The 24,044-nt window shown below is 47.5% G+C and carries 38 protein-coding genes; 30 read left to right on the plus strand and 8 right to left on the minus strand.

All coding sequences use genetic code 11. The features are described from left to right. Positions 1–176: 176 nt before the first annotated feature. The 19 genes from NIES2104_RS08090 (at position 177) to rplO (ending at position 9,903) form a co-directional block, all read left to right on the plus strand. Complete coding sequence (locus NIES2104_RS08090; RefSeq protein WP_058997455.1) at positions 177–485, plus strand: hypothetical protein; 309 nt, start codon at positions 177–179, stop codon at positions 483–485. 831 nt (positions 486–1,316) lie between these two features. Then, a complete protein-coding gene (gene rplC / locus NIES2104_RS08100) occupies positions 1,317–1,955 on the plus strand; it encodes a 50S ribosomal protein L3 (protein ID WP_059001617.1) in 639 nt (212 codons plus the stop codon). A 2-nt stretch (positions 1,956–1,957) separates the two neighbouring features. Further along, positions 1,958–2,593 (plus strand): 50S ribosomal protein L4, encoded by a 636-nt coding sequence (gene rplD, locus NIES2104_RS08105; protein ID WP_058997460.1) that lies wholly within the window; start codon positions 1,958–1,960, stop codon positions 2,591–2,593. Further along, positions 2,583–2,882, plus strand: a complete 300-nt coding sequence (locus NIES2104_RS08110) for a 50S ribosomal protein L23 (protein WP_058997462.1) — start codon at positions 2,583–2,585, stop codon at positions 2,880–2,882. Before rplD ends, NIES2104_RS08110 begins: the two co-directional genes overlap by 11 nt. 18 nt (positions 2,883–2,900) lie before the next feature. Beyond that, positions 2,901–3,764: a 50S ribosomal protein L2 gene (gene rplB / locus NIES2104_RS08115; RefSeq protein WP_058997464.1), complete on the plus strand. Its 864-nt coding sequence runs from the start codon at positions 2,901–2,903 to the stop codon at positions 3,762–3,764. Positions 3,765–3,784: 20 nt separating this feature from the next. Continuing rightward, entirely contained in the window at positions 3,785–4,063 is a 279-nt protein-coding gene (rpsS, locus tag NIES2104_RS08120; RefSeq protein WP_058997466.1) for a 30S ribosomal protein S19, read from the plus strand. A gap of 5 nt (positions 4,064–4,068) precedes the next feature. Continuing rightward, entirely contained in the window at positions 4,069–4,428 is a 360-nt protein-coding gene (rplV, locus tag NIES2104_RS08125) for a 50S ribosomal protein L22 (RefSeq protein ID WP_058997468.1), read from the plus strand. A gap of 11 nt (positions 4,429–4,439) precedes the next feature. Continuing rightward, positions 4,440–5,192: a 30S ribosomal protein S3 gene (gene rpsC, locus NIES2104_RS08130; RefSeq protein ID WP_058997469.1), complete on the plus strand. Its 753-nt coding sequence runs from the start codon at positions 4,440–4,442 to the stop codon at positions 5,190–5,192. A 142-nt stretch (positions 5,193–5,334) separates the two neighbouring features. Further along, entirely contained in the window at positions 5,335–5,763 is a 429-nt protein-coding gene (rplP, locus tag NIES2104_RS08135; RefSeq protein ID WP_058997470.1) for a 50S ribosomal protein L16, read from the plus strand. A gap of 3 nt (positions 5,764–5,766) precedes the next feature. Next, a complete protein-coding gene (gene rpmC / locus NIES2104_RS08140) occupies positions 5,767–5,973 on the plus strand; it encodes a 50S ribosomal protein L29 (protein ID WP_058997471.1) in 207 nt (68 codons plus the stop codon). A 5-nt stretch (positions 5,974–5,978) separates the two neighbouring features. Then, complete coding sequence (gene rpsQ / locus NIES2104_RS08145) at positions 5,979–6,224, plus strand: 30S ribosomal protein S17 (protein ID WP_058997472.1); 246 nt, start codon at positions 5,979–5,981, stop codon at positions 6,222–6,224. A gap of 18 nt (positions 6,225–6,242) precedes the next feature. After that, positions 6,243–6,608: a 50S ribosomal protein L14 gene (gene rplN, locus NIES2104_RS08150; RefSeq protein ID WP_058997474.1), complete on the plus strand. Its 366-nt coding sequence runs from the start codon at positions 6,243–6,245 to the stop codon at positions 6,606–6,608. Continuing rightward, positions 6,609–6,959, plus strand: a complete 351-nt coding sequence (rplX, locus tag NIES2104_RS08155) for a 50S ribosomal protein L24 (RefSeq protein ID WP_058997476.1) — start codon at positions 6,609–6,611, stop codon at positions 6,957–6,959. It begins immediately after the preceding gene. Between the two features lie 50 nt (positions 6,960–7,009). Continuing rightward, the gene (gene rplE / locus NIES2104_RS08160; protein ID WP_058997478.1) at positions 7,010–7,555 is read left to right on the plus strand and encodes a 50S ribosomal protein L5; all 546 of its coding nucleotides are present in this window, start codon (positions 7,010–7,012) and stop codon (positions 7,553–7,555) included. A gap of 23 nt (positions 7,556–7,578) precedes the next feature. Beyond that, positions 7,579–7,980, plus strand: coding sequence for a 30S ribosomal protein S8 (gene rpsH, locus NIES2104_RS08165; RefSeq protein WP_058997481.1), 402 nt, complete (start codon positions 7,579–7,581; stop codon positions 7,978–7,980). A 12-nt stretch (positions 7,981–7,992) separates the two neighbouring features. Continuing rightward, on the plus strand, positions 7,993–8,541 hold the full coding sequence (gene rplF / locus NIES2104_RS08170; RefSeq protein WP_058997483.1) for a 50S ribosomal protein L6: 549 nt from the start codon (positions 7,993–7,995) through the stop codon (positions 8,539–8,541). A 3-nt stretch (positions 8,542–8,544) separates the two neighbouring features. Continuing rightward, positions 8,545–8,910 carry a 50S ribosomal protein L18 gene (rplR, locus tag NIES2104_RS08175; protein WP_058997485.1) on the plus strand — a complete coding sequence of 122 codons (366 nt, stop codon included), beginning with the start codon at positions 8,545–8,547 and terminating at the stop codon, positions 8,908–8,910. A 12-nt stretch (positions 8,911–8,922) separates the two neighbouring features. Beyond that, positions 8,923–9,450 carry a 30S ribosomal protein S5 gene (gene rpsE / locus NIES2104_RS08180; protein WP_058997487.1) on the plus strand — a complete coding sequence of 176 codons (528 nt, stop codon included), beginning with the start codon at positions 8,923–8,925 and terminating at the stop codon, positions 9,448–9,450. Between the two features lie 9 nt (positions 9,451–9,459). Beyond that, positions 9,460–9,903, plus strand: a complete 444-nt coding sequence (gene rplO / locus NIES2104_RS08185; RefSeq protein ID WP_058997489.1) for a 50S ribosomal protein L15 — start codon at positions 9,460–9,462, stop codon at positions 9,901–9,903. 116 nt (positions 9,904–10,019) lie between these two features. Here rplO and NIES2104_RS08190 read toward each other — a convergent pair whose 3' ends face one another. Next, positions 10,020–11,279, minus strand: a complete 1,260-nt coding sequence (locus NIES2104_RS08190) for a carboxypeptidase regulatory-like domain-containing protein (protein ID WP_058997490.1) — start codon at positions 11,277–11,279, stop codon at positions 10,020–10,022. Between the two features lie 850 nt (positions 11,280–12,129). Between NIES2104_RS08190 and NIES2104_RS33360 the strand changes: the two genes are divergently transcribed. Then, positions 12,130–12,438: a hypothetical protein gene (locus NIES2104_RS33360; protein WP_263970928.1), complete on the plus strand. Its 309-nt coding sequence runs from the start codon at positions 12,130–12,132 to the stop codon at positions 12,436–12,438. 52 nt (positions 12,439–12,490) lie between these two features. Here the strand turns inward: NIES2104_RS33360 and NIES2104_RS31640 are convergent, their stop codons facing one another. Further along, on the minus strand, positions 12,491–12,667 hold the full coding sequence (locus NIES2104_RS31640) for a hypothetical protein (protein WP_156426894.1): 177 nt from the start codon (positions 12,665–12,667) through the stop codon (positions 12,491–12,493). Positions 12,668–12,731: 64 nt separating this feature from the next. Here NIES2104_RS31640 and NIES2104_RS08205 point away from each other — a divergent pair, with 64 nt between their 5' ends. The 7 genes from NIES2104_RS08205 to NIES2104_RS08230 all read left to right on the plus strand — a co-directional run bounded on the left by NIES2104_RS08205 (position 12,732) and on the right by NIES2104_RS08230 (position 14,880). Continuing rightward, positions 12,732–12,917, plus strand: a complete 186-nt coding sequence (locus NIES2104_RS08205; RefSeq protein WP_058997494.1) for a hypothetical protein — start codon at positions 12,732–12,734, stop codon at positions 12,915–12,917. Between the two features lie 105 nt (positions 12,918–13,022). Then, a complete protein-coding gene (locus NIES2104_RS08210) occupies positions 13,023–13,298 on the plus strand; it encodes a hypothetical protein (protein ID WP_058997497.1) in 276 nt (91 codons plus the stop codon). Next, on the plus strand, positions 13,292–13,732 hold the full coding sequence (locus NIES2104_RS08215) for a PIN domain-containing protein (RefSeq protein WP_058997498.1): 441 nt from the start codon (positions 13,292–13,294) through the stop codon (positions 13,730–13,732). Before NIES2104_RS08210 ends, NIES2104_RS08215 begins: the two co-directional genes overlap by 7 nt. Positions 13,733–13,741: 9 nt before the next feature. Next, complete coding sequence (locus tag NIES2104_RS33795) at positions 13,742–13,906, plus strand: transposase (protein WP_082690112.1); 165 nt, start codon at positions 13,742–13,744, stop codon at positions 13,904–13,906. A gap of 27 nt (positions 13,907–13,933) precedes the next feature. Then, positions 13,934–14,128, plus strand: coding sequence for a hypothetical protein (locus tag NIES2104_RS08220; RefSeq protein ID WP_058997500.1), 195 nt, complete (start codon positions 13,934–13,936; stop codon positions 14,126–14,128). A gap of 255 nt (positions 14,129–14,383) precedes the next feature. Next, positions 14,384–14,620 (plus strand): type II toxin-antitoxin system Phd/YefM family antitoxin, encoded by a 237-nt coding sequence (locus NIES2104_RS08225; RefSeq protein WP_058997502.1) that lies wholly within the window; start codon positions 14,384–14,386, stop codon positions 14,618–14,620. Next, on the plus strand, positions 14,596–14,880 hold the full coding sequence (locus NIES2104_RS08230) for a Txe/YoeB family addiction module toxin (RefSeq protein WP_263970929.1): 285 nt from the start codon (positions 14,596–14,598) through the stop codon (positions 14,878–14,880). Before NIES2104_RS08225 ends, NIES2104_RS08230 begins: the two co-directional genes overlap by 25 nt. 31 nt (positions 14,881–14,911) lie before the next feature. Here the strand turns inward: NIES2104_RS08230 and NIES2104_RS08235 are convergent, their stop codons facing one another. Together NIES2104_RS08235 and NIES2104_RS08240 are read right to left on the minus strand one after the other, a co-directional pair. Next, a complete protein-coding gene (locus tag NIES2104_RS08235) occupies positions 14,912–15,310 on the minus strand; it encodes a hypothetical protein (RefSeq protein WP_058997505.1) in 399 nt (132 codons plus the stop codon). 10 nt (positions 15,311–15,320) lie between these two features. Further along, positions 15,321–15,596, minus strand: coding sequence for a hypothetical protein (locus tag NIES2104_RS08240; RefSeq protein WP_058997507.1), 276 nt, complete (start codon positions 15,594–15,596; stop codon positions 15,321–15,323). Between the two features lie 334 nt (positions 15,597–15,930). Between NIES2104_RS08240 and NIES2104_RS31645 the strand changes: the two genes are divergently transcribed. Next, on the plus strand, positions 15,931–16,725 hold the full coding sequence (locus tag NIES2104_RS31645) for a CAP domain-containing protein (RefSeq protein WP_225895220.1): 795 nt from the start codon (positions 15,931–15,933) through the stop codon (positions 16,723–16,725). A gap of 43 nt (positions 16,726–16,768) precedes the next feature. Further along, positions 16,769–16,894, plus strand: a complete 126-nt coding sequence (locus NIES2104_RS30750) for a biotin/lipoyl-binding protein (RefSeq protein WP_225895221.1) — start codon at positions 16,769–16,771, stop codon at positions 16,892–16,894. Between the two features lies 1 nt (position 16,895). On the opposite strand, the gene NIES2104_RS08250 is transcribed toward NIES2104_RS30750, so the two are convergent. From NIES2104_RS08250 to NIES2104_RS08265, 4 genes are all read right to left on the minus strand, one after another. Further along, the gene (locus NIES2104_RS08250) at positions 16,896–20,207 is read right to left on the minus strand and encodes a filamentous hemagglutinin N-terminal domain-containing protein (protein WP_058997509.1); all 3,312 of its coding nucleotides are present in this window, start codon (positions 20,205–20,207) and stop codon (positions 16,896–16,898) included. 99 nt (positions 20,208–20,306) lie between these two features. Further along, a complete protein-coding gene (locus tag NIES2104_RS08255; RefSeq protein WP_058997511.1) occupies positions 20,307–21,497 on the minus strand; it encodes a sugar MFS transporter in 1,191 nt (396 codons plus the stop codon). A 3-nt stretch (positions 21,498–21,500) separates the two neighbouring features. Further along, positions 21,501–22,832, minus strand: a complete 1,332-nt coding sequence (locus NIES2104_RS08260) for a hypothetical protein (protein ID WP_058997513.1) — start codon at positions 22,830–22,832, stop codon at positions 21,501–21,503. A gap of 152 nt (positions 22,833–22,984) precedes the next feature. Further along, complete coding sequence (locus NIES2104_RS08265) at positions 22,985–23,341, minus strand: DUF1257 domain-containing protein (protein WP_058997514.1); 357 nt, start codon at positions 23,339–23,341, stop codon at positions 22,985–22,987. A 199-nt stretch (positions 23,342–23,540) separates the two neighbouring features. Between NIES2104_RS08265 and NIES2104_RS08270 the strand changes: the two genes are divergently transcribed. Next, the gene (locus tag NIES2104_RS08270; RefSeq protein ID WP_058997515.1) at positions 23,541–24,002 is read left to right on the plus strand and encodes a DoxX family protein; all 462 of its coding nucleotides are present in this window, start codon (positions 23,541–23,543) and stop codon (positions 24,000–24,002) included. Positions 24,003–24,044 lie beyond the last annotated feature (42 nt).

Here is a 24,044-nt window from a genome sequence, read left to right on the forward strand (position 1 = left end):
CTATGATTTAGCACTCGTCTGGTGAAAGCACTGAGCGATCGTGTAGACTTGACAAAATCAAATTTCTTCCAATCTACATAAAACTTTTAGACAGTTTCGGCGCTCACATCTGCAATTTTCTCTACTGTCTGTCGTTCGATTGAGATGTCCATATAGCTTTGAAAGGAAGTAAGTCAATGTCTTCTCACCAGCTTCGATATAGCAATGAGGAAATTGCTCGACGGGGACGCGAAATTTATGAATCGCAAGTACGATCGCAAGTCGAAGAAGGCAATCACGGTAAGATTGTCGCGATCGACATCGAAACCGGAGCCTTTGAGGTTGCCAAAGATAGCTTAACCGCTTCTGATCTCTTACTCGCTCATCATCCTGATGCTCAAATCTTGTTCGTGAGAATTGGACATCGTGCAGTTCATCAGATATCACTTCTTACCAGATTGTTAACACATCATCAGCCGAAAGGAAGCGTCAAATTCCAGATGTAATAATAGGTAGCTCCTTCTAGCAAAGATAGAAACAGTGTTCCTCCCAAAATTAACCACCATCGAATCTCGTCAGAGCGTATGCTGCCAGCAAGTACAGCAACAATGAAGGCTTTGAATACTCCTACACTGATGGTTGTGGCTAAAAGGATGAGTACAGGTACAAGTGGACTAAAGAATACATCGAAAAAATTACCTGGTTTAGAACCGATGACTAATAAATGCGTAAGCACTGAACTTACCACACAGCAAATTAGAGAAGCAGATGGAACTTGATACGGGGGTAACGGAGGTAGCATTGTTCTAAATTACAAAACAGAATTCAGATCGCTTTATTTTCCTCCAAATCTCCCCACCTTAAAAAATTCCTGGACAGTTTTGCCAATCTTGGCTTACACTGTTTAATTGTCGCTAAAATTCAGTTGGGCGGATTCCGGGAACTCTCTCTGGAAAAGATTCAGAGAGCATTTTTATCGTGTGGCGCGATCGCACAATAAAACAATTCCCAAAATTCGCACCTCTTCAAGCGTTGAAGCTGATTCTTTCGATAATCAGTTTTTCTTCGCGAATGAAATTCCATCACCGGAAACTGAATGGTTCGCTATTCAAGTCCGATCGGAATTCGCAGTTTTAGAGCATGATGCACCATCAGCTTTAGTCCGCTTTGAAGAACCAACTTAAACAAACGCGGAATCCGCTGCCTCTAATCTCCTAGAGGCAAGATTCTTCTGGTTGTCCGACCGTGGAATCCGTTGGAGTGACAGAGACACAAATCGGCGATCGCTAATCCCGTTCGCTGTATTTGTCATGATGTGTAAACAAGGAGAAAAAACAGTGGCTGTCGGAATTGTCGGCACGAAACTGGGCATGACTCAAGTGTTTGATGAGCAGCGGCGAGCAATCCCCGTTACCGTCATTCAAGCAGGTCCTTGCCCCGTCACCCAGGTCAAAACAAAGGAAACAGACGGGTATTCTGCAATCCAAATCGGATATGGCGAATGCACAGAGAAAGCTTTGAACAGACCGGAATTGGGTCATTTGAAGAAATCGGAATCACCGCCTTTGAGACACTTGATCGAGTATCGAGTGGACAATGCGGGAGAGTATACCCTTGGTCAGCAATTAAAGGCTGATTTGTTCGAGGCGGGTCAAACTGTCGATGTGATTGGAACGAGCATCGGGCGAGGTTTCGCAGGCTATCAAAAGCGGCATAACTTTGCGCGAGGTCCGATGTCTCACGGTTCTAAGAATCACCGTGAACCCGGTTCGACCGGAGCGGGAACGACTCCCGGACGGGTTTACCCAGGGAAGAAAATGGCGGGTCGTTTGGGTGGCACTCAGACTACTGTTCGCAAATTGACGATCGTGCGTGTGGATGTCGATCGCAATGTGATTTTAGTCAAAGGTGCTGTTCCCGGAAAGCCTGGTGCGCTGGTTCAAATCGTACCTGCTACGATCGTCGGGGGTAACTAGAAATGGCAGACTTTACAGTAAAAACGTGGGACGGAACGGACGCGGGAACTGCCGCGATCGAGCTTAAAACCGCAAGACCCGAATCCGCTGCTGGGATTTTGCATCGGGCAGTGATTCGCCAGATGGCAAATTCGCGTCAAGGAACGGTTTCGACAAAAACCCGCGCAGAAGTTCGGGGGGGTGGTCGCAAGCCTTGGAGACAGAAAGGAACTGGACGCGCTCGTGCAGGTTCTAACCGTTCTCCGTTGTGGAGAGGGGGCGGTGTGATCTTTGGACCAAAACCCAGAGATTACTCGATTAAAATGAACCGCAAGGAGCGGAGATTAGCGCTCAGAACGGCATTCCAAGGACGAGCAGAAGATTTGATCGTGGTGCAGGACTTTGCAGATAAGCTGCCTCGCCCGAAAACGAAAGAGCTGGTTCAAGCGTTATCGCGTTGGGGTGTTGAAGCAGGATCGCGGGTTTTGATGATCGTGGCTGAACGGGATGAAAACGTTTATCTCTCGGCTCGAAACGTTGAGCGTTTGAGACTCATTTCAGCGAACAACCTCAATGTTTATGATTTGCTCCACGCGGATCATATTGTTGCGACTTCCGCAGCACTCGAAAAAATTCAGGAGGTGTACGGTGAAGACTGATCCCCGCAATCTAGCTGATATCATTCGTCGCCCTCTGATCACAGAAAAAGCGACACGGTTGCTCGAACTGAATCAATATACATTTGAAGTTCAGCCGAAAGCCACTAAGCCCGACATCGTAGCTGCGATCGAATATCTTTTCGACGTTAAAGTAACGGGCATCAGCACGATGAATCTTCCTCGCAAGAAGAAGCGCGTCGGTAAGTATCTGGGCTATAAGCCGCAGTACAAAAAAGCGATCGTGACCTTAGCTGAAGGCAACACGATTACTCTGTTCCCCGAAGTATAACCATCCAGAGAAAAAACTATGGGAATCCGAAATTTTCGACCCTATACCCCTGGTACACGCCAAAGAAGCGTCTCTGACTTCAGCGAAGTCACCAAATCGGAACCCGAAAAGTCTTTGGTGGTGTACAAGCACCGTAACAAAGGACGGAACAATCGGGGCGTGATTACCTGCCGTCACCGGGGCGGCGGTCACAAGAAGCTGTACCGCATGATCGATTTCAAACGCGATAAGCGCAATGTCGTCGCAACCGTTGCCGCGATCGAGTACGATCCCAACCGCAACGCCCGGATTGCATTGCTGTTTTACGCGGATGGTGAAAAGCGCTATATCTTGCAGCCTGTCGGTTTGAAGGTTGGCACGAAAGTGCAAGCGGGCGACAATGCCCCGATCGAAGTTGGAAACGCTTTACCGTTGGAAAAGATTCCGCTCGGTACGATCGTTCACAACGTCGAACTACAAGCGGGTAAAGGCGGTCAGATTGTTCGTGCTGCGGGTGCTGCCGCGCAAGTTGCCGCAAAAGAAGGTGACTATGTAACTCTGAAACTGCCTTCGACTGAAGTTCGGATGGTGCGGAAAGAGTGTTACGCCACGATCGGACAAGTGGGCAACACCGATCACAGAAACCAAACGCTTGGAAAAGCGGGACGTAAACGCCATTTAGGTCGTCGTCCTGAAGTGCGTGGTAGTGTGATGAACCCTGTGGATCACCCACATGGTGGGGGTGAAGGACGTGCGCCAATTGGTCGATCGGGACCTGTCACGCCTTGGGGTAAACCGACCTTGGGCGCGAAGACTCGCAAGAAGAAGAAACTGAGTAACGCCTTGATCGTGCGTCGTCGTCGTAAGACTTCTAAGCGCGGACGTGGCGGACGCGAATCGTAAGTTAAGGAGACGCACAAACGATGGCACGTTCATTGAAAAAAGGTCCCTTTATTGCTGACCACTTGATGAAAAAAGTGGAAAACGCAAGAGCAAAAGGTGACACGCAAGTGATCAAAACTTGGTCACGCGCATCGACAATTCTGCCGCAAATGATCGGTATGACATTTGGCGTTCATAACGGGAAAGTTCATGTTCCCGTGTACGTGAGCGAACAAATGGTCGGTCATAAGCTGGGAGAATTTGCGCCAACTCGGACTTACCGAGGACATGGCGGCGGCGATAAGAAATCGCGGAGGTAGGAACAATGGCGACACAAACACCAGGAGAAGTCAAGGCGGTAGCCCGCTATATTCGGATGTCACCGTTTAAGGTGCGCCGAGTGCTGGATCAAATTCGCGGTCGTTCCTATCGGGAAGCGCTAATTATCCTCGAATTTATGCCGTATCGCGCTTGTGAGCCTGTTCTTAAAGTTCTAAGATCGGCTGCTGCTAACGCAGAACACAACGAAGGTTACAGCCGGGGCAATCTGGTCGTGAGTCAAGCATTCGCTGACCAAGGACCAGTCTTGAAGCGGTTTAGACCGAGAGCACAAGGACGGGCATATCAAATCCGCAAACCGACGTGCCACATCACGATCGGCGTTGCACCTAGCGCAGATTCATAAGGGAGAACAACATGGGACAGAAGATTAACCCGAATGGATTTCGGCTCGGTGTGATCAAAGAACATCGATCGCGCTGGTTTGCAGATTCCGATCGTTATCCCGACTTGCTTCAGGAAGACCACAAAATTCGGCATTTCTTCACCAAGAATCCGAGAAATCTGGACAACCTGAAGAAGCCAGGGATTTCTGAAATCCGCATCGAGCGCAAAGCCGATCAAATTGATTTAGAAATCCGTACCTCACGTCCCGGCGTTGTCGTCGGTCGCGGTGGTGCTGGAATCGAAGTGCTAAGAACCAATCTTCAGCAAGCATTGGGAGCCAGCGATCGACAAATCCGCATCAACGTCGTGGAAGTTGCTCGTGTGGATGCCGATGCTGCGTTGATTGGTGAGTACATTGCTGAACAGCTAGAGCGTCGGGTTTCGTTCCGTCGCGTCGTGCGTCAAGCGATCCAACGCGCTCAACGGGCAGGTATTGAGGGCATCAAAATCCAAGTGAGCGGTCGTCTGAACGGAGCTGAAATTGCTCGTCCAGAAGCTTCTCGCGAAGGAAGTGTCCCGCTGCACACCTTGAGAGCAGATATCGATTACGTTTGCACGACTGCCCAAACGATCTACGGAACGTTGGGCATCAAAGTTTGGGTGTTCAAGGGAGAAATCTTACCCGGACAAGAGCGTGAAGCGGAAGTCGTTGCACCGAATCAACAGCCGCGTCGTCGTCAACAGCGTCGTCAGCGTTTTGAAGATCGATCGAACGAAGGGTAGGTAAGAAGGTGCGAGGTGTGAGGTTTGAGGTGTGGGGTGTAAGAGGGCAAGAGAACTTGAAATTTCTTCCCACACCCCGCACCCCACACCCCACACCCCACACCCCACACCCCACACCCCCAAACCTTACAGGTATCGACCAATGTTAAGCCCAAGAAGAACAAAATTCCGTAAGCAGCAGCGCGGTCGGATGAAAGGATTGGCGACACGCGGAAGTCAACTCAACTTCGGTGACTTCGGCTTACAAGCCCTAGAGCCAACCTGGATCACATCGCGCCAAATTGAAGCCAGCCGTCGTGCGATGACGCGCTATATCCGCCGGGGTGGACAAATCTGGATTCGGATTTTCCCCGATAAGCCCGTCACCGCTCGCGCCGCAGAAACCCGGATGGGATCTGGTAAAGGTGCGCCCGAATACTGGGTCGCAGTCGTGAAACCTGGTCGGATCATGTTTGAAATCGCTGGAGTGCCCGAAGAGACTGCAAGAGAAGCCATGCGACTCGCACAGTATAAGCTCCCGATCAAAACCAAATTCATCACCCGTCAGCAAGTCGTTGAGGAGGAATCATAAACGATGGCACTTCCAAAAATTGCAGACGCTCGATCGCTTAACGACGAGGAACTTTCGGAACAGATTCTTTCCACTAAGAAAGACCTCTTCCAGCTCCGAATGCAGCAAGGGACTCGTCAACTCGAAAAACCCCATCAGTTCAAACACCTGAAACACCGCCTCGCGCAGTTGCTGACGGTGGAACGTGAAAGACAGTTGAAAGGTGAGTAACTCCAATGGCAGTCAAAGAAAGAACGGGTGTCGTAGTTAGCGACAAAATGGATAAAACGGTGGTGGTTGCAGTGGAAAACCGCGCAGCACACCCCAAATACGGAAAAATCGTAGTTCGGACAAAGCGCTACAAAGCACATGACGAAGAAAACAAGTGCAGACAAGGCGACCGCGTCCGAATTCAAGAAACTCGACCCTTGAGCCGCACCAAACGTTGGACTGTGCTTGAGATCGTGAGCACTAAAGCCTAACCCTACTAGGAGACGGACATGATTCAGCAGGAAAGCTATCTCAATGTGGCAGACAACAGCGGCGCTCGGAAGCTCATGTGCATTCGTGTACTGGGTGGAAATCGTCGCTATGCCGGAGTTGGCGATGTGATTGTTGCTGTCGTGAAGGATGCAATTCCGAACATGGCAGTGAAAAAGTCGGATGTTGTGAAAGCCGTGATTGTTCGCACTCGTAAAACCTTACGACGCGACAGCGGTATGAGCATTCGATTTGATGACAATGCCGCCGTGATTATTAACGCAGACGGCAACCCCAGAGGAACCCGTGTGTTTGGTCCCGTGGCGCGTGAACTCCGCGAAAAGAACTTCACCAAGATTGTTTCTCTAGCGCCGGAGGTGCTGTAGATGGCATACAAACAGAAAAAATCTCTCGTTGCACTCAAAATGCACGTTAAAGCGGGCGACACAGTTCAAGTGATTTCTGGAAACGACAAAGGAAAAGTGGGCGAAATTATTCGCGCATTTCCGAAGCTCAGCAAAGTGATTGTCAAAGGGGTCAACCTTAAGACCAAGCACATCAAGCCGAGACAAGAAGGTGAATCCGGTCGGATTGAAACTTATGAATTTCCGATTCATAGTTCCAATGTGATGCTGTACTCCGAAAAAGAAAAAGTGGCTTCTCGCATTTGCTACACTTTCACCGAAGATGGACGCAAAGTGAGAAAGCTCGTCAAAACAGGCGAAATCATCGATTAAGCCTTTTCAACTCTTAGCCCTGACCAAGCCCAGGGAGGAACTAACAAACCATGTCCAACAGACTGAAAACCTCGTACCAAGAAAAAGTCGTTCCTAAGTTAACCGAGCAGTTTGGTTACAAGAACATTCATGAAGTCCCGAAAGTCGTCAAAATCACCGTAAACCGGGGTTTAGGCGAAGCGTCTCAAAATGCGAAAGCGCTTGAAGCATCTGTCAACGAACTCGCAGTCATCACTGGTCAGAAACCCGTCGTCACTCGCGCCAAAAAAGCGATCGCCGGATTCAAAATTCGTCAAGGAATGCCAGTTGGGGTGATGGTGACGCTCAGAGCCGATCGGATGTACAACTTCCTGGATCGTTTGATGAACCTCGCACTGCCTCGGATTCGGGACTTTCGCGGCATCAGCCCGAAAAGCTTTGACGGACGCGGAAACTATACCCTCGGTCTGAGAGAGCAACTGATCTTCCCCGAAATCGAATACGACAGCATCGATCAAATCCGGGGGATGGACATCTCGATCATTACGACTGCAAGCACCGATGAAGAAGGACGTGCCCTGCTGAAAGAAATGGGCATGCCGTTCCGAGATAACTAACGCAGTCACACACAGAGGCAACTATGGCAGCAAACGATACCATTTCAGATATGCTGACGCGCATTCGGAACGCAAGCTTAGCGCGTCACCAAACGACCGAAGTTCCATCGACCCGCATGACTCGCAGTATTGCTCAAGTCCTAGTCGCGGAAGGCTTTATCGCTTCCATCGAAGAAGTGGGCGAAATTCCGAAAAAGAATCTCGTTCTCGGACTCAAGTACAAAGGCAAAAGTCGCAAACCGATTATTACTGCCTTAAAGCGCATTAGTCGCCCTGGATTGCGCGTCTACTCGAACCACAAAGACCTCCCTCGCGTCTTAGGTGGAATCGGGATCGCGATCGTATCAACATCAAGCGGCATTATGACCGATCGCGAAGCTCGTAAATCGGGTGTTGGCGGTGAAGTCCTTTGCTACGTCTGGTAGGAGGAAAAAACAATGTCTCGTATTGGAAAACGTCCGATTACAATCCCTGCAAAAGTAACCGTCACGGTGAATGGTCAGGAAGTCGTCGTCAAAGGACCGAAAGGCGAACTATCGAGAGTGCTTCCGGCAGGAGTCACGATCAATACCCAAGACGACGTGGTTAATGTGAATCGCGTCAACGAATCCCGCATGGCTCGTGAGCGTCATGGTCTATGTCGTACGCTGGTCGCCAACATGGTCGAAGGAGTCTCTAACGGATTTCAACGCCGTCTAGAGATTCAAGGGGTCGGTTATCGTGCCGCAGTTCAAGGTAGAAATCTGAACCTGAGCATGGGTTACAGTCACCCTGTCTTAATCGAACCGCCCGAAGGAATTCAATTCCAAGTGGAAAACAACACTAACGTGATTGTGACCGGAATTGATAAAGAGATTGTCGGCAACACGGCTGCGAAAATTCGATCGGTGCGTCCCCCGGAACCTTACAAGGGCAAGGGAATTCGCTATCAAGGCGAAGCAGTTCGCCGCAAGGTTGGTAAGACTGGCGGTAAAGGGAAGAAATAAACTATGAGCAAAGTAAGTCGTCGAGAATCTACACGGGTTCGCCATGCTCGGATTCGCCGCCGTATGTCTGGCACTCCAGAGCGTCCCCGGTTAGCGGTCTTCAAGTCGAATCATCATATCTATGCTCAATTGATTGATGATGTGGCGCAACATACGATCGCATCTGCTTCCACAGTCGATCCTGAACTCAAAGAAAAGATCGAATCAGGAGCAAACTGTACGGCTGCATCAGAAGTCGGCAAATTGATCGCTGAACGTGCGAAAGCGAAAGGGATCGAGCAAGTGGTGTTCGATCGCGGTGGGAACTTATATCATGGTCGCATCCAGACCTTAGCGGATGCTGCCCGTGAAGCGGGTCTGAACTTCTAGGAGCAAACACAAATGGCTAAGGCAAAAGGAAAAGAAAAGAAATCGCGTGAAAAGGAATCTGAATTCCAAGAGCGCGTGGTTCAGATCCGCCGGGTAACCAAAGTGGTGAAAGGTGGTAAAAAGCTCAGTTTTAGAGCGATCGTGGTCGTCGGTAACGAGAAAGGTCAAGTCGGTGTCGGTGTCGGCAAAGCGAGTGACGTGATCGGAGCCGTGAAAAAAGGGGTTGCAGACGGTAAAAAACATCTAATCGATGTCCCTCTAACCAAAGCAAACTCGATTCCTCACCCTGCGACTGCAACAGGCGGCGGCGCGAAAGTGCTGATGCGTCCTGCGGCTCCGGGGACTGGGGTAATTGCGGGTGGTGCGGTTCGTACCGTGTTGGAACTTGCTGGCGTGAAGAACATTCTGGCGAAACAGCTTGGATCAGATAACCCGCTGAACAATGCGCGTGCGGCGGTGAATGCGTTAGCTGGACTCCGCACTCTATCGGATGTAGCACAAGAGCGCGGCATTCCGGTTGAACAACTCTACAGCGTTTAGGAGTCACAAATGAGATTAGAAGATGCTGTGCCCCAACCAGGCTCTACCAAGCGGAAACGTCGCATCGGTCGCGGCATTTCTGCGGGTCAAGGCGCGAGTGGTGGCTATGGAATGCGGGGTCAAAAATCTCGATCGGGTCGTCCGACTCGTCCGGGGTTTGAAGGGGGTCAAACGCCGCTGTATCGTCGCTTGCCGAAGTTGAAATACTTTACGGTGATCAATCGTAAGTTCTTCACGGCGATCAATGTGGGCGATTTAGCTGAGTTGGATGCCAATTCTGAGGTGACGTTATCTTCGCTGATGGATGCGGGGATTGTGACACAAGATGATGGACCGCTGAAGATTTTGGGCGATGGTGAGTTGTCGGTGAAGCTGAGCGTGAAAGCGGCAGCGTTTACTGAGGGCGCGAAGTCGAAGATCGAAGCGGCTGGCGGAACTTGTGAAGTGGTTTAACTTCCTAAGCTTACTTCTGATGAAACCTACATCGAGCTTTTAATCTTGATGTAGGTTTCATGTTAAAGATTGCCGTGATATTGCGAACTCTCATTTCGTTCCTCTAATGCACTAAACTAAGCTTGATCTAAGCTGATAGTCACTCTTGTCTCTGTATTCTCTTCATCATTTAACAGAGGTACAAGAGTTTCAGATCCTCTGTGCCCGTTTGATTCTACAATTACGCGAACTGTATCTTTGGAGCTTTGAAAAGAAAAGAAGAAATATCCATTTTCGTCTGTATTCGTAACCTGTGGTACACCTTGAGCTTCCAGAATTACACGCGCCCCTTTGATTCCAAATTTACTATTATTCACTACGCGACCAACGATTGTTCTGTTTCTGCGTAGCTGCGAAATCGAAAGTGGAGATAATTTGATGTCTTTAGTTATTTCTTGTTCATCAGCAAGATTGATCAGTTGATCGAATCTTGTATAACCATTTGCGTCTACACATACACGTACTTCATCTCTAGTACTCTGAAAAGAAAAAAAGAAATATCCATTTGAATCTGTACTCCTACTCAATGGTGCGCTCCCTGTCTCCAAGATCACTTGCGCTCCTTCAATTCCAATATTAGTTACGTCATTTAGCACCCGACCGATGATTCTTCTGTCTGCGCGTTGAGGCGTTTTCGTATTCCCTTGTATCCAACTACGTATCGTGCTAATAATTGCGCCAACAAACTGAGGATTGAGAACAGCAACAACAATTGATGCAAAAGCAGCAACTAGAGCAGCAACGATTCCAGGCTCTTTCCACCAGCCTTTAGTCCCCTGATCTGTTGTAGAACCTGTTGGATTTGTAGGTGACGAGTTGCTTTGCGATGGGCTATTCTGCGGATTCAAAGATTCTTGAGTCTTCAAATAGTCTTGAGCCTTTCTCAAGGTGGTTTCTGGCTTATTTAAGTCACTCAAAGCATCATCAATTAATCTTCGTAACTCATTGGTGTTGTTGGTTCCTGCTCTCACTGCCATTGCATAAGACTCCCTATCTGTTCTCGGTAAGTACTCTTTATTGTCAGGAGACTTGAACTCTCTGGAAGGAAAGACAGCGAACCCTTGATTTTTGAATGCAGATCTTCCACGTACAAAATTCATTTCTCCTTGTTTTCCTCCTTCTGCTACACCCTCTTCTAGAAAGGACTGAACAATAGGAGCGTCACTAGCAAGTGCATCAATTTCTCGCTTTTCCAAGCTCTCTAGAGCTTTTTCTAAAGCGTTTGTACCTAGTTTTGGAGTAGTTGGATCGGGAGTAAATGGTTCGATGGGACGAATGTTATAGTAATTTCTCCTATAGTCGTCTTGAAGCTGCTTCAAAGTTGTTGTGCCACTCATAACTCCAATCTTGAGATTTCTAAGATCTGTTTCAAGAGAATTAGAAGAACTTAACCGTTGAGCAAGCTCTCTAGAAAGAAGTAGCCTTATACCTGTTCTGTGAAAGTCATTCGAGAAAGTAATGTCCCTAGAAAAAAATCATTACTTTTTGGATTGAGAAGATTTGCCGATGCTGTAGAGTTTGGTCCACATTCGATATCAATTCTCTTATCACTTGAGAGATCCATTAGTAACCCAAAGTATCTAGAGTAAAAAGCATTCATATACTGATTTGCTATACCTCTAGGCTCTATCTGTATTCCCTCTTGTAGTCTTCTCCTTAATGAAACCTCAAATGCGTAACAGAACTGAGCTACTGGAGATGATATAGTCCGAATACCCAAAATAATAGTATTGTTCGGTAAGTTAAGGTTGTATCGATTCGGTTGGGGAAAGGCACTTGTAGAAAGGGCAACACACAAAAGAAGCGAAATAGTAAAAATAGCTACAGACTTCATCATTTTCTTCTTAGCGCACCACAGAGCCATAGAATAAACACGGGTAGAATTCACTAATTATTATCCACTAGATTTTATGAAAATCAGGGTATAAATTTGAAATTTCTCCGAGAGAGCGCCCTTGACATTATTTCAAGTCATACATCTAACCCGATCGCAAATTCTCAATCTTTAAGGGATAATGGTTGAATGGCACCGTTAGATATTAATTGCACTTCTGCTCTTTATTCCTTGTGGCTTAATCAGTCTTACCCCTACGCTTCTCGCTCTGAGGAACGTAGAGGATGAAACAGCGCTTGAGGGCACAGGGTAGTGTGGTTCGACGGCTGTTGAATGCAATTATGCTGCGTTAGATGGGATTGTTCGACCTCTTTATTGGATTGTCGATCGCATATCCGTGTAGCAAAACCAAAATCCAAATTCTAGATCGCCTTTTTGTCCGCCATTCTTGGCATCGACGGGTGAAGCGTAAAAATATGTTGGATGAAACCGAGATCGAACATCGTTTAGCAAAAATTGAGCAGGAAGTAGCAGCCCTCAAGCAGAAATCAGCCTCGACGAACTGGCTGGAAAATCTGATTGGCTCGATTTCAGACGAAGAAGTGTTCCTAGAAGCCTTAAAGTATGGACGGGAGTTTCGAGATTCTGACCAAGCGATTTAGGGGGGTACCTTTTGATGCACTCGCGATCGCTCAACTTCTCGATCGCCCTCTCCTAAAAAATCGTAAATGCTAAATTCTGACCATCAAACTCAATCCGATACCGATTCATCAAATCGCGTCCAATGATCAACAGTTCGCCAATATCATCAATCGGACAGCCAAAGACTTCAATCCCGGCAAGATTGTATTGGTCAAATTGCAAGCCGACTAAATGAGGAATTGCGATCACCCAATCTCTTGATCGCCTTTCTATCAGTAAGCTATTCTTGATATTGACGGTAAAGCGTAGACCTATGCTGGATGAAACTGCGATCGAATATCGTTTAGCAAAACTTGAGCAAGAAGTAGCTGCACTTAAGCAGAAATCAGTCTGGGCGAACTGGCTTGAAAATCTGATTGGTTTGATTTCAGATGAAGAAGCGTTCCTAGAAGCCTTAAAGTATGGACGGGAGTTTCGAGATTCTGACAAATTGATTTAGAGAGTATCTTTTAGAGATCGCTAGTTTTTTGCTTGAGTTTGACGGTGAAGCACAATGACACGATCGAGGGATAAGATCAATTCACTATCGTTTGGAGCTTGCAAAATGCTGGACATCGATAAGCAATACGTTTTCAACGAACAGGGTGAAGCGATCGCAGTACAGATCCCGCTCGATCAGTTTGAACAGATTGAGCAACTTCTCAGCAACACATCGCAACAGAATAATCTTTCATCAGAAGAGACTGAATCTGAGCAACCCGAAGCCGAAATCGAATACGTGAATGGTTTTCCAGTGATCAAATCTCAAGGAAGTAAGATTCCTGCTTCGATTGTGGATGACATGAGGGAAGCAAGAATTCGAGAACTTGGCGGATGGTAAAAGTTTTATTGGATACGAATGTTATCGTTGCCGCTCTCTCGCAAGACCATGAGATGTACTCAATCTGTAAACCCTTGCTCGATCGAATCCGTCTTGATCAAACCACACAAGGTTTCATCTCAACTCACAGCTTGGCAGAATGCTACAGCATTCTGACTCGAATGCCACCTCCCTATCGAGTTAGCCCAGCGACCGCCGATTATCTTCTAACAGAAAACCTGTGCCAATTCACCAAAATCAGTTTGACGGCTGAGAACTATCAGGCTGTCCTCCAAAGAGTCGTGCAACTCAATATTTCAGGTGGCGGAATTTACGATGCGCTGATCGCTCAAGCTGCGCTAATTGCCAATGTAGATTCGCTCCTCACTTTTAATACTCGGCATTTTACTAGATTGGGCGCGGAAGTCGCTCGACTCATTCAAATTCCGAGCTAATGTCTAGCGATCGAACATCAGCATGGCGACTGCTTTAGAGCGTCACTTTATCAATTCATTCATCACAAAACCAAGAAGTTAGGCGGATGTCTTCATGCGATCGCTGGCATTGAAGATCATCTTCACCTGATTGTTTCAACTCCACCCAGTCTTGCTCTGTCTGATTATGTTTGATTGGTCAAAGGAAGCAGCACCCGCTACATGAACGCTAATCATGCCTTTCACATCAAATTTGCATGGCAAAACGAGTATGGTGTCTTTTCGATTAGTCCGAAAAACCTCGATCGTGCGATCACTTATGCTCAAAATCAGAAAACCCATCACGCCGAGAACACGATTTTTCCTCATCTAGAACCCGATGCCCTACCACAACCCAAACCGCGCAAACAATCTTAGTCCCCGGAGCGCGGACTTCGCACCGTTAGCCCCGAGTTCCATTCCGGGGCGAGAAAACAACGCAGCGAAAAATCTCGATCGACGACTCGCTCCCAATCATTGAATCGAAGGGCTAAATGCTCGATCGCTCAAGTTCTCGATCGCTGTTCTGTTCATAAGCTATTCTTGATAGATACTGACGGTAAAGCGTAAACCTATGCTGGATGAAACCGCGATCGGGCATAGTTTGGAAAAACATGTATAAGAGAAAAACGTATGATTCCAGTCGATGACGCTCGACAGCAGTTGCAGGACTTAATTGATGCAGTCAGCCAGTCGCATCAACCGATCGTAATCGCAGGACAAACCAGCAATGCTGTACTACTCTCTGAAGCGGATTGGGCGGCAGTGCAGGAAACGCTCTATCTGCTTTCAGTTCCAGGAATGCGAGAGTCGATCCGGGAAGGATTGGCAACCCCGACCGAGGAATGCGATCGAGAATTAGAGTGGTGAGTTGGGAACTGGTTTATACGAAACAAGCACAGAAAGATGCTAAAAAACTTGCTTCTAGCAACTTGCGAGACAAGGCGCAGGCATTACTCGACATCCTGCAAGAAGATCCTTATCAAAACCCGCCACCTTACGAAAAATTAGTCGGAGATTTGGAAGGGGCATATTCTCGACGCATCAATATTCAGCATCGCTTGGTATATGAGATCATTGAGTCTGAGAATACGGTGAAGATTTTGCGAATGTGGACGCATTATGAGTGACTCGATCGCTCAACTTCTCGATCGCCCTCTCCTAAAAAATCGTAAATGCTAAATTCTGACCATCAAACTCAATCCGATACCGATTCATCAAATCGCGTCCAATGATCAACAGTTCGCCAATATCATCAATCGGACAGCTAAAGACTTCAATCCCGGCAAGATTGTATTGGTCAAATTGCAAGCCGACTAAATGAGGAATTGCGATCGCATTGTTTCCTGCAACTGGAATCCGCATCGATCGACCGATAATTCTTGCATTCACTTGCATCAACAATGGCAGTGGAATGAGCGTGCAATCAGAACCCGTATCTAGAATTGCTTGGGTCTCGATCGTTCTTCTTGGTTCAAGTCCTGGTGTTGCTAGATGTACAGAGAGTAATGGAATTGGTGGAATATTAGAATCCAGAAAAGTGTATTGGTGTGTACCCACGGAAGCTCGACTAGCGAAACGGTGTTCTGACGACTGGTTGTGGATCTTGAAATACAACCTTTTTAATAAACAAGGGTCGATTTTCGTCCTCTCTGCAAACTCGAATTGCAAGAGCCTCAGAATTCTCGTCAGCATCTAGCACTTGTCCCCCTTCAAACCAAACATATTGATTTAGGTGCGTTTCGACAAGCTGCGATCTCATTCTCTCGAATTCTTCCGCTTGTTGCTCCATGTATACCAGCACTTCAGCAGAGGGATAAGTAAAGCGATCGTTAGAAACTGACATAATTCTACTGCTTACACCTTTTACCAAATATCATATCTCACCGTGCCGCTTTGCAAACTCTACTATTATTCCGTTTAGTCAATACACGATCGACTTCCGTTGATCACGGTCGATCGAGAAGCATCACTCTATCAAAGTTTCAGCAGATATCATTTCGAGTGGAGATCTCGATTGTCATAACTTTAGAATGTGAAAAAGGTGAAGATTCAAGCGCGAACTTCTCAACCTCAACGCATCCTCACTGCGATCGCCTGTCGCGCATTTTCTTCCAATTGTGCGAGGAAAACCATACTGAACTTTGATGCAATTCAACTATCAATCCATTGGAGGCAGCATGGCAACTCTTTTTCCTGGTCAGTCTCTAGCACCCGGACAAAGCTTGAAATCTGATAACCAGCTTTACACCTTGATTTTGCAAACGGATGGTAATGTGGTGCTTTACAATCAGCGATTTCAGCCCTTGTGGTCAACTCAGACGGGCGGAGCAGCTCAGCCCGGTGTATTGGTGATGCAAACCGATGGTAACTTGGTGCTGTATGACGTTGGATGGCAACCTAGATGGGCGACGGGTACAGCGAACTATCCTGGGGCTTTTCTCAGAGTTCAAAACGATGGCAATCTAGTGGTTTATCGATCGGGTTCCCAAACTGAAACAGCCGACAATGCAGTCTGGGCATCAGGCAGTGTCGAGCAACCCGGAGGATTGAATGCTCAAGCTCAGGAGATTTTGGCGGTTCACAATCGCTATCGGGCGGAAGTCGGTTTGCCTCTTTTGCAATGGTCATCCGCTCTCAGTGCAAGTGCTCAACAATGGGCGAATCAATTGGCACAAACAAACACCTTTCAACATAGTGGAAGAGGTGGAGAAAATCTCGCGAAAGGAACGGCGGGCGCTTTTTCTTTGACGCAGTTTGTTGATCTGTGGGGCAATGAAAAGAGAAGTTTTATCAGTGGTATCTTTCCAAACGTTTCTAGTACCGGGAATTGGAAAGATGTCGGACATTACACGCAAATGATTTGGAGAAATACTAACGAGGTTGGGGGTGGTGTCGCGACCGGAAATGGCAGTGATGTGCTTGTGTGTCACTACAGTCCAGCAGGCAATGTAATGAATCAGCCAGTGCTTTAAGTTTCCCGCGATCGGACATGTTCAATCTGATTTAACGGTTTCTGTGATTCCTCAAGCGTCTGGGAGAATTACGGGCGTTTTCTTTCAGAAAGGTCAGGAAGTGCATAAAGGGCAATTGTTATTTACGCTAGATGATCGATCACAAACTGCAACGATTCAAGGAAGTTAGACTAATCTCTCGCTGCTCCACAAGTGATGGGTTGGTGCAATACCATTGGTCGATCAACAATTAGCTCGATCTGACCGGTTTGGGAATTGCGATACCAGGAAGTCGCTTCTCGTAACGGTTGAGCAACAGGAGGCAACATAGAAGTCGAAGTCGATGGAGTTACTGGACGCAAATCTGCCCAAGTGGAATACACGGTAAACTCATTGATCGGGCTTTCAGGAATTCCGCCGCGTCCTGTGATAATAAAACTACTGCCCTGCGTCGTAGAGCACCCTTCTGCAACCTTTTGACCCGCATCCGCAAGTTCCGCAGATAGTTCAATTAAGCCTGAATTTGGATCAAGACCAATATTATTGATTTGCACCGTACCATCAATACCAAAATCTGAGCTTGCGGTAATATCACTTTCAGGCGTTAAGCGATCGCGGTACTGTAAACCAAAAATTCCCTGGGTTGTAATGTTGATCTTTCCACCCTGACCTTGAACCGCATTTGCAATAATATCGCTGTTTTCTAACCCCAACAGAATCGGAGCATTGATCGTGATATTGCCTCCTTCAGCGTTTTTCGTCGCGTTCGTTGTGATCTGACTGCCACGCCGCAGCGTGAGTAGATTTGTGTTGATCTTAATGTTGCCTTGTCTGCCGCCCGCAACTTCTGCCGCTAAACTGGCTTGATTGTTTAACCGAACTCGATCGCTGGTAATTTCTAAGTTTCCGGCTCCTCCTTGTCCTCGACTGTTCACCTCGATCACAGCTCCATCGCTCAGGGTCAAGAGCGGCGTTTGGATGTTTACTGAACCCGCAGAAGCATTCGACAGAGAACTTGCAGAAATACGGCTGGGATGGGAAGTACGATAGCCAAACAACGGAGCAGGTAAAGGACTCACTCCGCTTAAAGTAATCGATTCACGGGCACGAATTACCGCATCTCCCGCATTCCCCTGTCCCAATGTTCCAGCACTAATCAATGCTCCGTCAGAAACGCGAATGCGATCGCTGTTGATGGTTAAACTTCCGCCCTGACCTCGACTGCCGGGAAAAGTGCCGCTACCGATGAAGCTCGGTGTCGGTGTCATTCCCACGCCTCGAATCTCGGTGTTAGCCACTCCCGCAATATCAATTTCTTTGACATTGACGCTGACATTTCCTGCATTTCCCGCGCCTGCTGTCACAGCGGATAGCGTTGAACCTTCTCGCAGCACCAGTCGATCGCCGCTCACCTGAATTGTTCCTCCCGTCGCTGTTCCCTGAACGTTGGTGGTGATGCGGCTGGCGCGATTGAGTCTAAGATCGGCGGCTTCGATCGTGATATTTCCACCTTGTCCGGCTTGCTGAACATTCGATAAAACTTCTGATTGGTTCGATAGCTGCAATTTACCCCGCACCGCTAATCGAATATCCCCAGCTTGTCCAGACAGTGTGGAAGCATTCACTTGTGCACCATTGTTGAGGTGTAAGCTTTGAGCATCTAGACTGATGTTGCCACCTCGTCCATTGAGTGCAGGTGCTGTCAGTTTGCCTTGATGGTCGAGCAAGACAGAATCCGCCTGAATCTGTAGCGTTCCAGCATTCCCATTGACGCTATCGTTGCGAACCGATATTTCTCCACCATTCAAAACCTGCAATTGGGGAGTTTGAATCGATAAGCTACCTGCTGTTCCTGTTGGCAAGGGCGGTAGACCAAAAGCGAGACGGACACTCGGAACAGAAAGATCACTCGCAGCGATGATTTGACTTGGACGAGACGTAATATCTGTGACAAACTGCCCTTCAACCCGAATAAATTCAGAAGCACGAATGATTAAATCCCCAGATGCACCACTCGCTAAGGTGGAAGCGGTGATATTACCGCCATTCGTTACAGTAATCTGCTTAGAATCGATCGTTAATCGTCCAGCATTTCCAGACGCAAATGCGATCGTGCTAATTAACGAAGGAGTCAGCACGATCGGGGTTATCCCGGAAACTTGAATCGATTCTCTCGCATTGATAGTGACGTTGCCGCCCCGACTCACGCCAGCACTCGTCGAAGTCAAAACTCCACCATTTGTGACACTAAGCTGGCTTGTCGAAACCAGAACATTGCCCGATGATCCCGCAGTTCCAAAATTCGCGCTTCCTAGAAAGCTGTTTCTAGCAGAATTTCCAGATGCAAATCCGATAATCTGAAGGCTGCGATCGGCATTCACTTGCAAGGCTCCTCCAGTTCCAGAACCCAGTGACCAAGCTGAAACTTGCGCTCCATCTCGAATCGCGATCTGAGGCGCATTGATCACAATATCGGCACCTTTGCCGCTCGATAGGTTTTCTGTACGAATTTCACTCACTGCCAGTCCACCTAAGTCATCGCCTTGTAACGTTAGCGCTTCAGAGGCATTCACTCGCATTGTTCCTGCGGCTTGTGTTCCGATGTTTTGAATCAGCAGTGTCGAGCCGTTTAGTAAATCAATTTGTCGTCCTTGCAGTTGGATCGAACCGTTGCCGATTCCACTTGCATCGACCAGCGATCGCTGATTGAGACGAATATCGCCATATTTTGCAATGCCATCGTATCCGAAGCCCCAACCTGTCTCGGTTTGACTCAAGCGAATTGGAATTTGGGACTCGGTGACTGCACCTAATTCGACGTGTCCACCTTCTGCGGTCAAAATCCCACGCTCTAAAACTAAGTTGCCTCCGATTAAGCCCAGCGTTTTGCCTGCTGGAACAGATAATCCACGATCGCTATTATTCCGGTCAAATGGAACATAAGGCGATCCAGGATAGGTTTGTGTATGTCCTGTTCCTCGGACTCGAATTTCGCCGGGAGTCTGCCCCATTTGCAGTCCAATTGGTGCACTGATCGTTAACAATGGTCGATCGGTTGATGTGGCACTAAACTCGCTACCATCTGCAAATTTAACGCGATCGGCAGTCGTTCCGATAAAGGAACCTCCTATGTTCAATCGAGCATTCGCGCCGAAAAGAATTCCATTCGGATTGAGCAGAAATAGACTGGCACTGCCATTCGTCTGTAGCAAGCCATCAATATTTGAGGCGGTTCCTCCGGTGACTCGGCTGAAGATTGTTTGAATATTGGTAGGATTGGCGAACCGTGCAGCTCCGTTTGTGGGAATCGAAAATTCACGGAAGCTGTGAAAGAGATGAGTGCCAGCAGTGATGCCACCCGTAATCGTAAAGTCTCGGTTGTTAGACGTGTTGACAACCGTGTTTAGTGTGCTGTCAGGAATGATGATTTGAGCTTTGCTCTGTTCAGCAATAACACTGAAGCTCATCATTACTAAGCCTAAACCCGTAACGGTACGGCGCATCAAACTACCCTCACTCGGAATTGCTCGGACATGACTAAGATTCCCAAGTATTCCTCGTCACGCCCTTGTAGAGCAGGTTAATTCTCATGCAAAGTTCATTTAACTTCTTGCGGATTGATTTCGCTTCAAAGTTAACCAACTCTGTAGCCCGAACATGACGATCGCGAGCGGTAACATCAATCCCGGAATCACTCCAATTCCTGCCCGATTTGCAATCCAGCCCATTCCCGTCGGAATCATCGCGGCTCCGACACTCGCCATACTCGCCAATAGCCCGATCGCAGCCGGAACTATTGCGCGATCAACTCGTTGCGGAGTTAACCACATGATCGCTGGAAAAATCGTTGCTAAAGCAAATCCCAGAACAGGCAAAATCAGCCATGCACTCGGAATCTGCCACCACACGAGCAATCCAACAATGAGCAATGCTAATGAATAAGTAATGGTGCGATTTGCTCCCAATCGGTTGACTAATTGACCGAAGCTTAATCGCCCGATCGTTAATCCAACCCAATAGCCTGCAACGCTATATCCTGCCGTCTGTGTCGAAATTCCTCGGCTCACATGCTGAACGGTATACGCCCAGTTTCCGATCCCTGCTTCGGTTCCAACATAAATCGCGAGTAGTACTGCTGAAACAATCACGATCGGGTTTTTCACTGCGGCGGCAAGATTCGATCGACCACTACTTTCACTGGTAAATCGCTGCTGTAGCGGTGTGTATTGATGCAGAACTGCCCAGAGTAACCCGACGATCGACAAACTCACGATCGTGGCAATCACTGCATAAATTTGTCGCCATTGCACGCCAAAAGTGAGTAATGTAGTCGCAAGGGCTGGACCTGAAAGTGCTCCTACACCATAGAACGCATGAAGCAATCCCATCAGGTTGGCATTCCGTTGATCACTGGCGATAAAAGTATTGCCGCCCGCATCAATTAATCCAATCCCGAATCCTAACAATGATCCGGTTGCGATCATTACGCTCCAGTGATTGGTTGAAGCGTAGAGACACAAAGCACTGGTGAGCAGAATTACACCCAATAGCATTGTTCTTGCTAAACCGAATCGATGAGTTAAGAGACTGGTTGTGGTTGCCGCGATCGCATATCCCGAAACTTGGCTAATAAATAACAATGTCACTGTAGCAGGAGTGAGCTTGTAAGTTTCGAGAATCGAGGGCAAAAGAACACCCAAGCCACCTTCAGCAATCCCGATCGCAACGAACGAGTAGAAGATCAGAGCAACCCCAATCCATAATCGATCGCTGCTTCGAGATTTTAATCGCACAATCTAACCCCGTTTAAATCCTTTCGATGGCTGTTTTGCTTTGTCTTTCGCCTTAGTTTTGCTCACTTCTGCTAATGCTTCTTGAAAGAGATTATGCAGATGGAGCGGAACACTGGCGATGTCTGGCAATTCGGGCACTAAAGGCTTGTGGTATTCCTGCAACAGCGGATCGAGATCTTGCTTAAGAGTGAACTCTGGTCGATCGAGAAACGATCGCAGTAAATTCTCTAGCTCAGTCGGGTACTGTTCTGCTAACCGATGCCACACGAAATAGTTCGTCTCAGCATCCGTGAGATACTTCCGAATCAGCTTATCTGCACCTTTAATAGATTTCCAATCCTCGGATTTTAGTACGGTTTCAAACTGCGTGTAGGTTGTGAGTAACATCTGTCCCCAGCGTGGATGTGCAAGAACGGTTACTTCTTCGGCTTTTTTCAGTTCAGGAGGTAACTCAATTTGTGGTGTTACCATTTTTGCCGCTGCTTTGTTTTGAATCATTTTTGCAGCAGATTCGGCATCGAGTCCCATTGCTTCCGCCATTTCGCTCAGTTCTTCATCGCTCACACCTGCATCTTTGGCGAGTTCTGCTAAAGATTTATTAGAATCAAGTCCCACTTCATCCATGCGCCGCTGAGTGAGAAAGTCCTGAAACTCTGCGATCTTTTTGCCCAGATGATAGCCTGACATCGTAACTTGATCGCTACCAAAGAAGTCAAGAAAATCTTGGTGATAGCGATCGACTGATTTCCAAGCTTCTTCGAGCAGTTCGGGCGCATCGCCGTAAAGATCAGATTTATAGTTCTGGCGGAAATTGCCGATCGCGACTGCTAACTTCGGTTTGCCTAAATTTCCTAGTTGCACATACGGACTAAAGATCGTCCAGTAATCCTCGATCGGTGCAATCCGCGTCACTAACATTTCGCCTTGTTTCAATCGCGCCATTGCTTCGAGCGTTTCTGAATCGTTTGGCTTCACAATGTACATTTTTGTAGTGAGCCAATTCATCAATTTGAAGCCATCGGGAATAATCTCTTGAATCGCAAATAGTCCTGAAAAGTTGCGTTTCCATTCTAAAAGGAGTTGTCGATCGTGCGCTGACAGTTCCGGCTCTTCTTCGATAAACAGTTCTAGCGGTGTTTTCGTTCCGACTTGTCCATGCGTCAGAAAGATATCGACTACAGTATCTCGGTGTTTGCTGTCCTTTGATTGTGATTGCGCTAATCGCTCTGCGACAAACTTTTCAAATGCAGTCGCTAACTCACCTTCAGCATCGTACACAAAATCGGTTAGCGATTGTCTGAGTTCTTTCGATCTCGCCAAAATTGCATCTACCATAAGTTACCTCGATCGTCCTTGCACAGACTAGCTTTTACCTGACCCATCTCCGAAGCATCTTGAGGTAGATTTTCCGATTGGCTTAAAAAAATAATCCTTTACAGAATACAAGACTCTGTAAAGGATTACGACGACTTCTAGAATTTGAGCAATTAACCGCGAACCTTCACTTGAACATTGGCACCTTGCAGTCCAGGACGGCTTGCAACTGCGCTAAGGGTTTGTTGCACAGCGTATTTTTGGTTCACAGAGGTCATCAATTCTGCAAGGTTGTGCTTTCTCGCGACACCCCACAAATCCGCCACGATGCTGTATGTTCCATCTTCATTGTGAACCCAACCAATGTCATAGCTACCGTCCAAAACGGCAACAATGTCAGCATGAACGCGCTGACAGCCCATTCCCCGAACTTCGGTATTGGTTTCAACCGTGAAACCGAGGTCGCGCAACGAAACCTTGAGCAGTTCTGCATCGGTGATCTTGCTGCGGAGTGTACTAAAGTGTGACATACGTTTTTCCCTTGCTTGAATTGAGTGATCGTTTACTTGTTTGTTAACGGTAGCAGCGACGGATTGCAGCGACCGTCTATCTAAAGACTTCTTTTTTTATGTTACGGCAGACCTCAAAATGCGAGGTTGAGTTATGTAACGATTTCGGGGTTTCGATTGTTCGTTAAAATTCAAGTGCTGTCTTCTGAGAAATCTATCCATGACCGTTACACAGTCTCAGCCACGATCGATTCTTTCAACGCTTTTACAATCCGATCTTAGTCCGAATCCAACTTTTCAAGCGGCTTGGTTAACGGTGCGGGTTGTCGTCGGTGCATTAATGATTCACAACGGCTTTAGTAAATTAGCAGACGTGCCAGGATTTGTGGATCATGTCATGACCGTGATTGGCTTTCCGTTTCCGGTCTTTTTCACCTACTGTGCAGCATTTGCGGAAATTGGAGCTTCGATTCTATTAATCTTTGGATTTCTCACGCGCATCAGTGCATTGTCACTGGCATTCACGATGCTGATTGCGGTTTACTTCCACTTGAAAAAAACTGGGTTAGATGTTGGACCGTTGGAAACCGCTTCACTGTATTTACTGATTTATCTGTTGTTTACCGTGGGCGGTGGGGGAAGTTATTCGATCGATTATCTGTTATCGAAAAATCGCTCCTAAAACGAATGGTCTAGATCTGTAAATCTGCAAAACTTCTTCAGC

Source organism: Leptolyngbya sp. NIES-2104, assembly GCF_001485215.1.
GTDB lineage: Bacteria > Cyanobacteriota > Cyanobacteriia > Leptolyngbyales > Leptolyngbyaceae > Leptolyngbya.

What these genes read in the sequence shown, in the direction of transcription:
- NIES2104_RS08090 (WP_058997455.1), top strand. Translation starts at nt 177, where the DNA reads ATGTCTTCTCACCAGCTTCGATATAGCAATGAGGAAATTGCTCGACGG.
- rplD (WP_058997460.1), top strand. Translation starts at nt 1,958, where the DNA reads ATGGCAGACTTTACAGTAAAAACGTGGGACGGAACGGACGCGGGAACT.
- rplB (WP_058997464.1), top strand. Translation starts at nt 2,901, where the DNA reads ATGGGAATCCGAAATTTTCGACCCTATACCCCTGGTACACGCCAAAGA.
- rpsS (WP_058997466.1), top strand. Translation starts at nt 3,785, where the DNA reads ATGGCACGTTCATTGAAAAAAGGTCCCTTTATTGCTGACCACTTGATG.
- rplV (WP_058997468.1), top strand. Translation starts at nt 4,069, where the DNA reads ATGGCGACACAAACACCAGGAGAAGTCAAGGCGGTAGCCCGCTATATT.
- rpsC (WP_058997469.1), top strand. Translation starts at nt 4,440, where the DNA reads ATGGGACAGAAGATTAACCCGAATGGATTTCGGCTCGGTGTGATCAAA.
- rplP (WP_058997470.1), top strand. Translation starts at nt 5,335, where the DNA reads ATGTTAAGCCCAAGAAGAACAAAATTCCGTAAGCAGCAGCGCGGTCGG.
- rpmC (WP_058997471.1), top strand. Translation starts at nt 5,767, where the DNA reads ATGGCACTTCCAAAAATTGCAGACGCTCGATCGCTTAACGACGAGGAA.
- rpsQ (WP_058997472.1), top strand. Translation starts at nt 5,979, where the DNA reads ATGGCAGTCAAAGAAAGAACGGGTGTCGTAGTTAGCGACAAAATGGAT.
- rplN (WP_058997474.1), top strand. Translation starts at nt 6,243, where the DNA reads ATGATTCAGCAGGAAAGCTATCTCAATGTGGCAGACAACAGCGGCGCT.
- rplX (WP_058997476.1), top strand. Translation starts at nt 6,609, where the DNA reads ATGGCATACAAACAGAAAAAATCTCTCGTTGCACTCAAAATGCACGTT.
- rplE (WP_058997478.1), top strand. Translation starts at nt 7,010, where the DNA reads ATGTCCAACAGACTGAAAACCTCGTACCAAGAAAAAGTCGTTCCTAAG.
- rpsH (WP_058997481.1), top strand. Translation starts at nt 7,579, where the DNA reads ATGGCAGCAAACGATACCATTTCAGATATGCTGACGCGCATTCGGAAC.
- rplF (WP_058997483.1), top strand. Translation starts at nt 7,993, where the DNA reads ATGTCTCGTATTGGAAAACGTCCGATTACAATCCCTGCAAAAGTAACC.
- rplR (WP_058997485.1), top strand. Translation starts at nt 8,545, where the DNA reads ATGAGCAAAGTAAGTCGTCGAGAATCTACACGGGTTCGCCATGCTCGG.
- rpsE (WP_058997487.1), top strand. Translation starts at nt 8,923, where the DNA reads ATGGCTAAGGCAAAAGGAAAAGAAAAGAAATCGCGTGAAAAGGAATCT.
- rplO (WP_058997489.1), top strand. Translation starts at nt 9,460, where the DNA reads ATGAGATTAGAAGATGCTGTGCCCCAACCAGGCTCTACCAAGCGGAAA.
- NIES2104_RS08190 (WP_058997490.1), bottom strand. Translation starts at nt 11,279, where the DNA reads ATGAGTGGCACAACAACTTTGAAGCAGCTTCAAGACGACTATAGGAGA.
- NIES2104_RS33360 (WP_263970928.1), top strand. Translation starts at nt 12,130, where the DNA reads ATGGGATTGTTCGACCTCTTTATTGGATTGTCGATCGCATATCCGTGT.
- NIES2104_RS08205 (WP_058997494.1), top strand. Translation starts at nt 12,732, where the DNA reads ATGCTGGATGAAACTGCGATCGAATATCGTTTAGCAAAACTTGAGCAA.
- NIES2104_RS08210 (WP_058997497.1), top strand. Translation starts at nt 13,023, where the DNA reads ATGCTGGACATCGATAAGCAATACGTTTTCAACGAACAGGGTGAAGCG.
- NIES2104_RS08215 (WP_058997498.1), top strand. Translation starts at nt 13,292, where the DNA reads ATGGTAAAAGTTTTATTGGATACGAATGTTATCGTTGCCGCTCTCTCG.
- NIES2104_RS08220 (WP_058997500.1), top strand. Translation starts at nt 13,934, where the DNA reads ATGAACGCTAATCATGCCTTTCACATCAAATTTGCATGGCAAAACGAG.
- NIES2104_RS08225 (WP_058997502.1), top strand. Translation starts at nt 14,384, where the DNA reads ATGATTCCAGTCGATGACGCTCGACAGCAGTTGCAGGACTTAATTGAT.
- NIES2104_RS08230 (WP_263970929.1), top strand. Translation starts at nt 14,596, where the DNA reads ATGCGATCGAGAATTAGAGTGGTGAGTTGGGAACTGGTTTATACGAAA.
- NIES2104_RS08240 (WP_058997507.1), bottom strand. Translation starts at nt 15,596, where the DNA reads ATGTCAGTTTCTAACGATCGCTTTACTTATCCCTCTGCTGAAGTGCTG.
- NIES2104_RS31645 (WP_225895220.1), top strand. Translation starts at nt 15,931, where the DNA reads ATGGCAACTCTTTTTCCTGGTCAGTCTCTAGCACCCGGACAAAGCTTG.
- NIES2104_RS08250 (WP_058997509.1), bottom strand. Translation starts at nt 20,207, where the DNA reads ATGCGCCGTACCGTTACGGGTTTAGGCTTAGTAATGATGAGCTTCAGT.
- NIES2104_RS08260 (WP_058997513.1), bottom strand. Translation starts at nt 22,832, where the DNA reads ATGGTAGATGCAATTTTGGCGAGATCGAAAGAACTCAGACAATCGCTA.
- NIES2104_RS08265 (WP_058997514.1), bottom strand. Translation starts at nt 23,341, where the DNA reads ATGTCACACTTTAGTACACTCCGCAGCAAGATCACCGATGCAGAACTG.
- NIES2104_RS08270 (WP_058997515.1), top strand. Translation starts at nt 23,541, where the DNA reads ATGACCGTTACACAGTCTCAGCCACGATCGATTCTTTCAACGCTTTTA.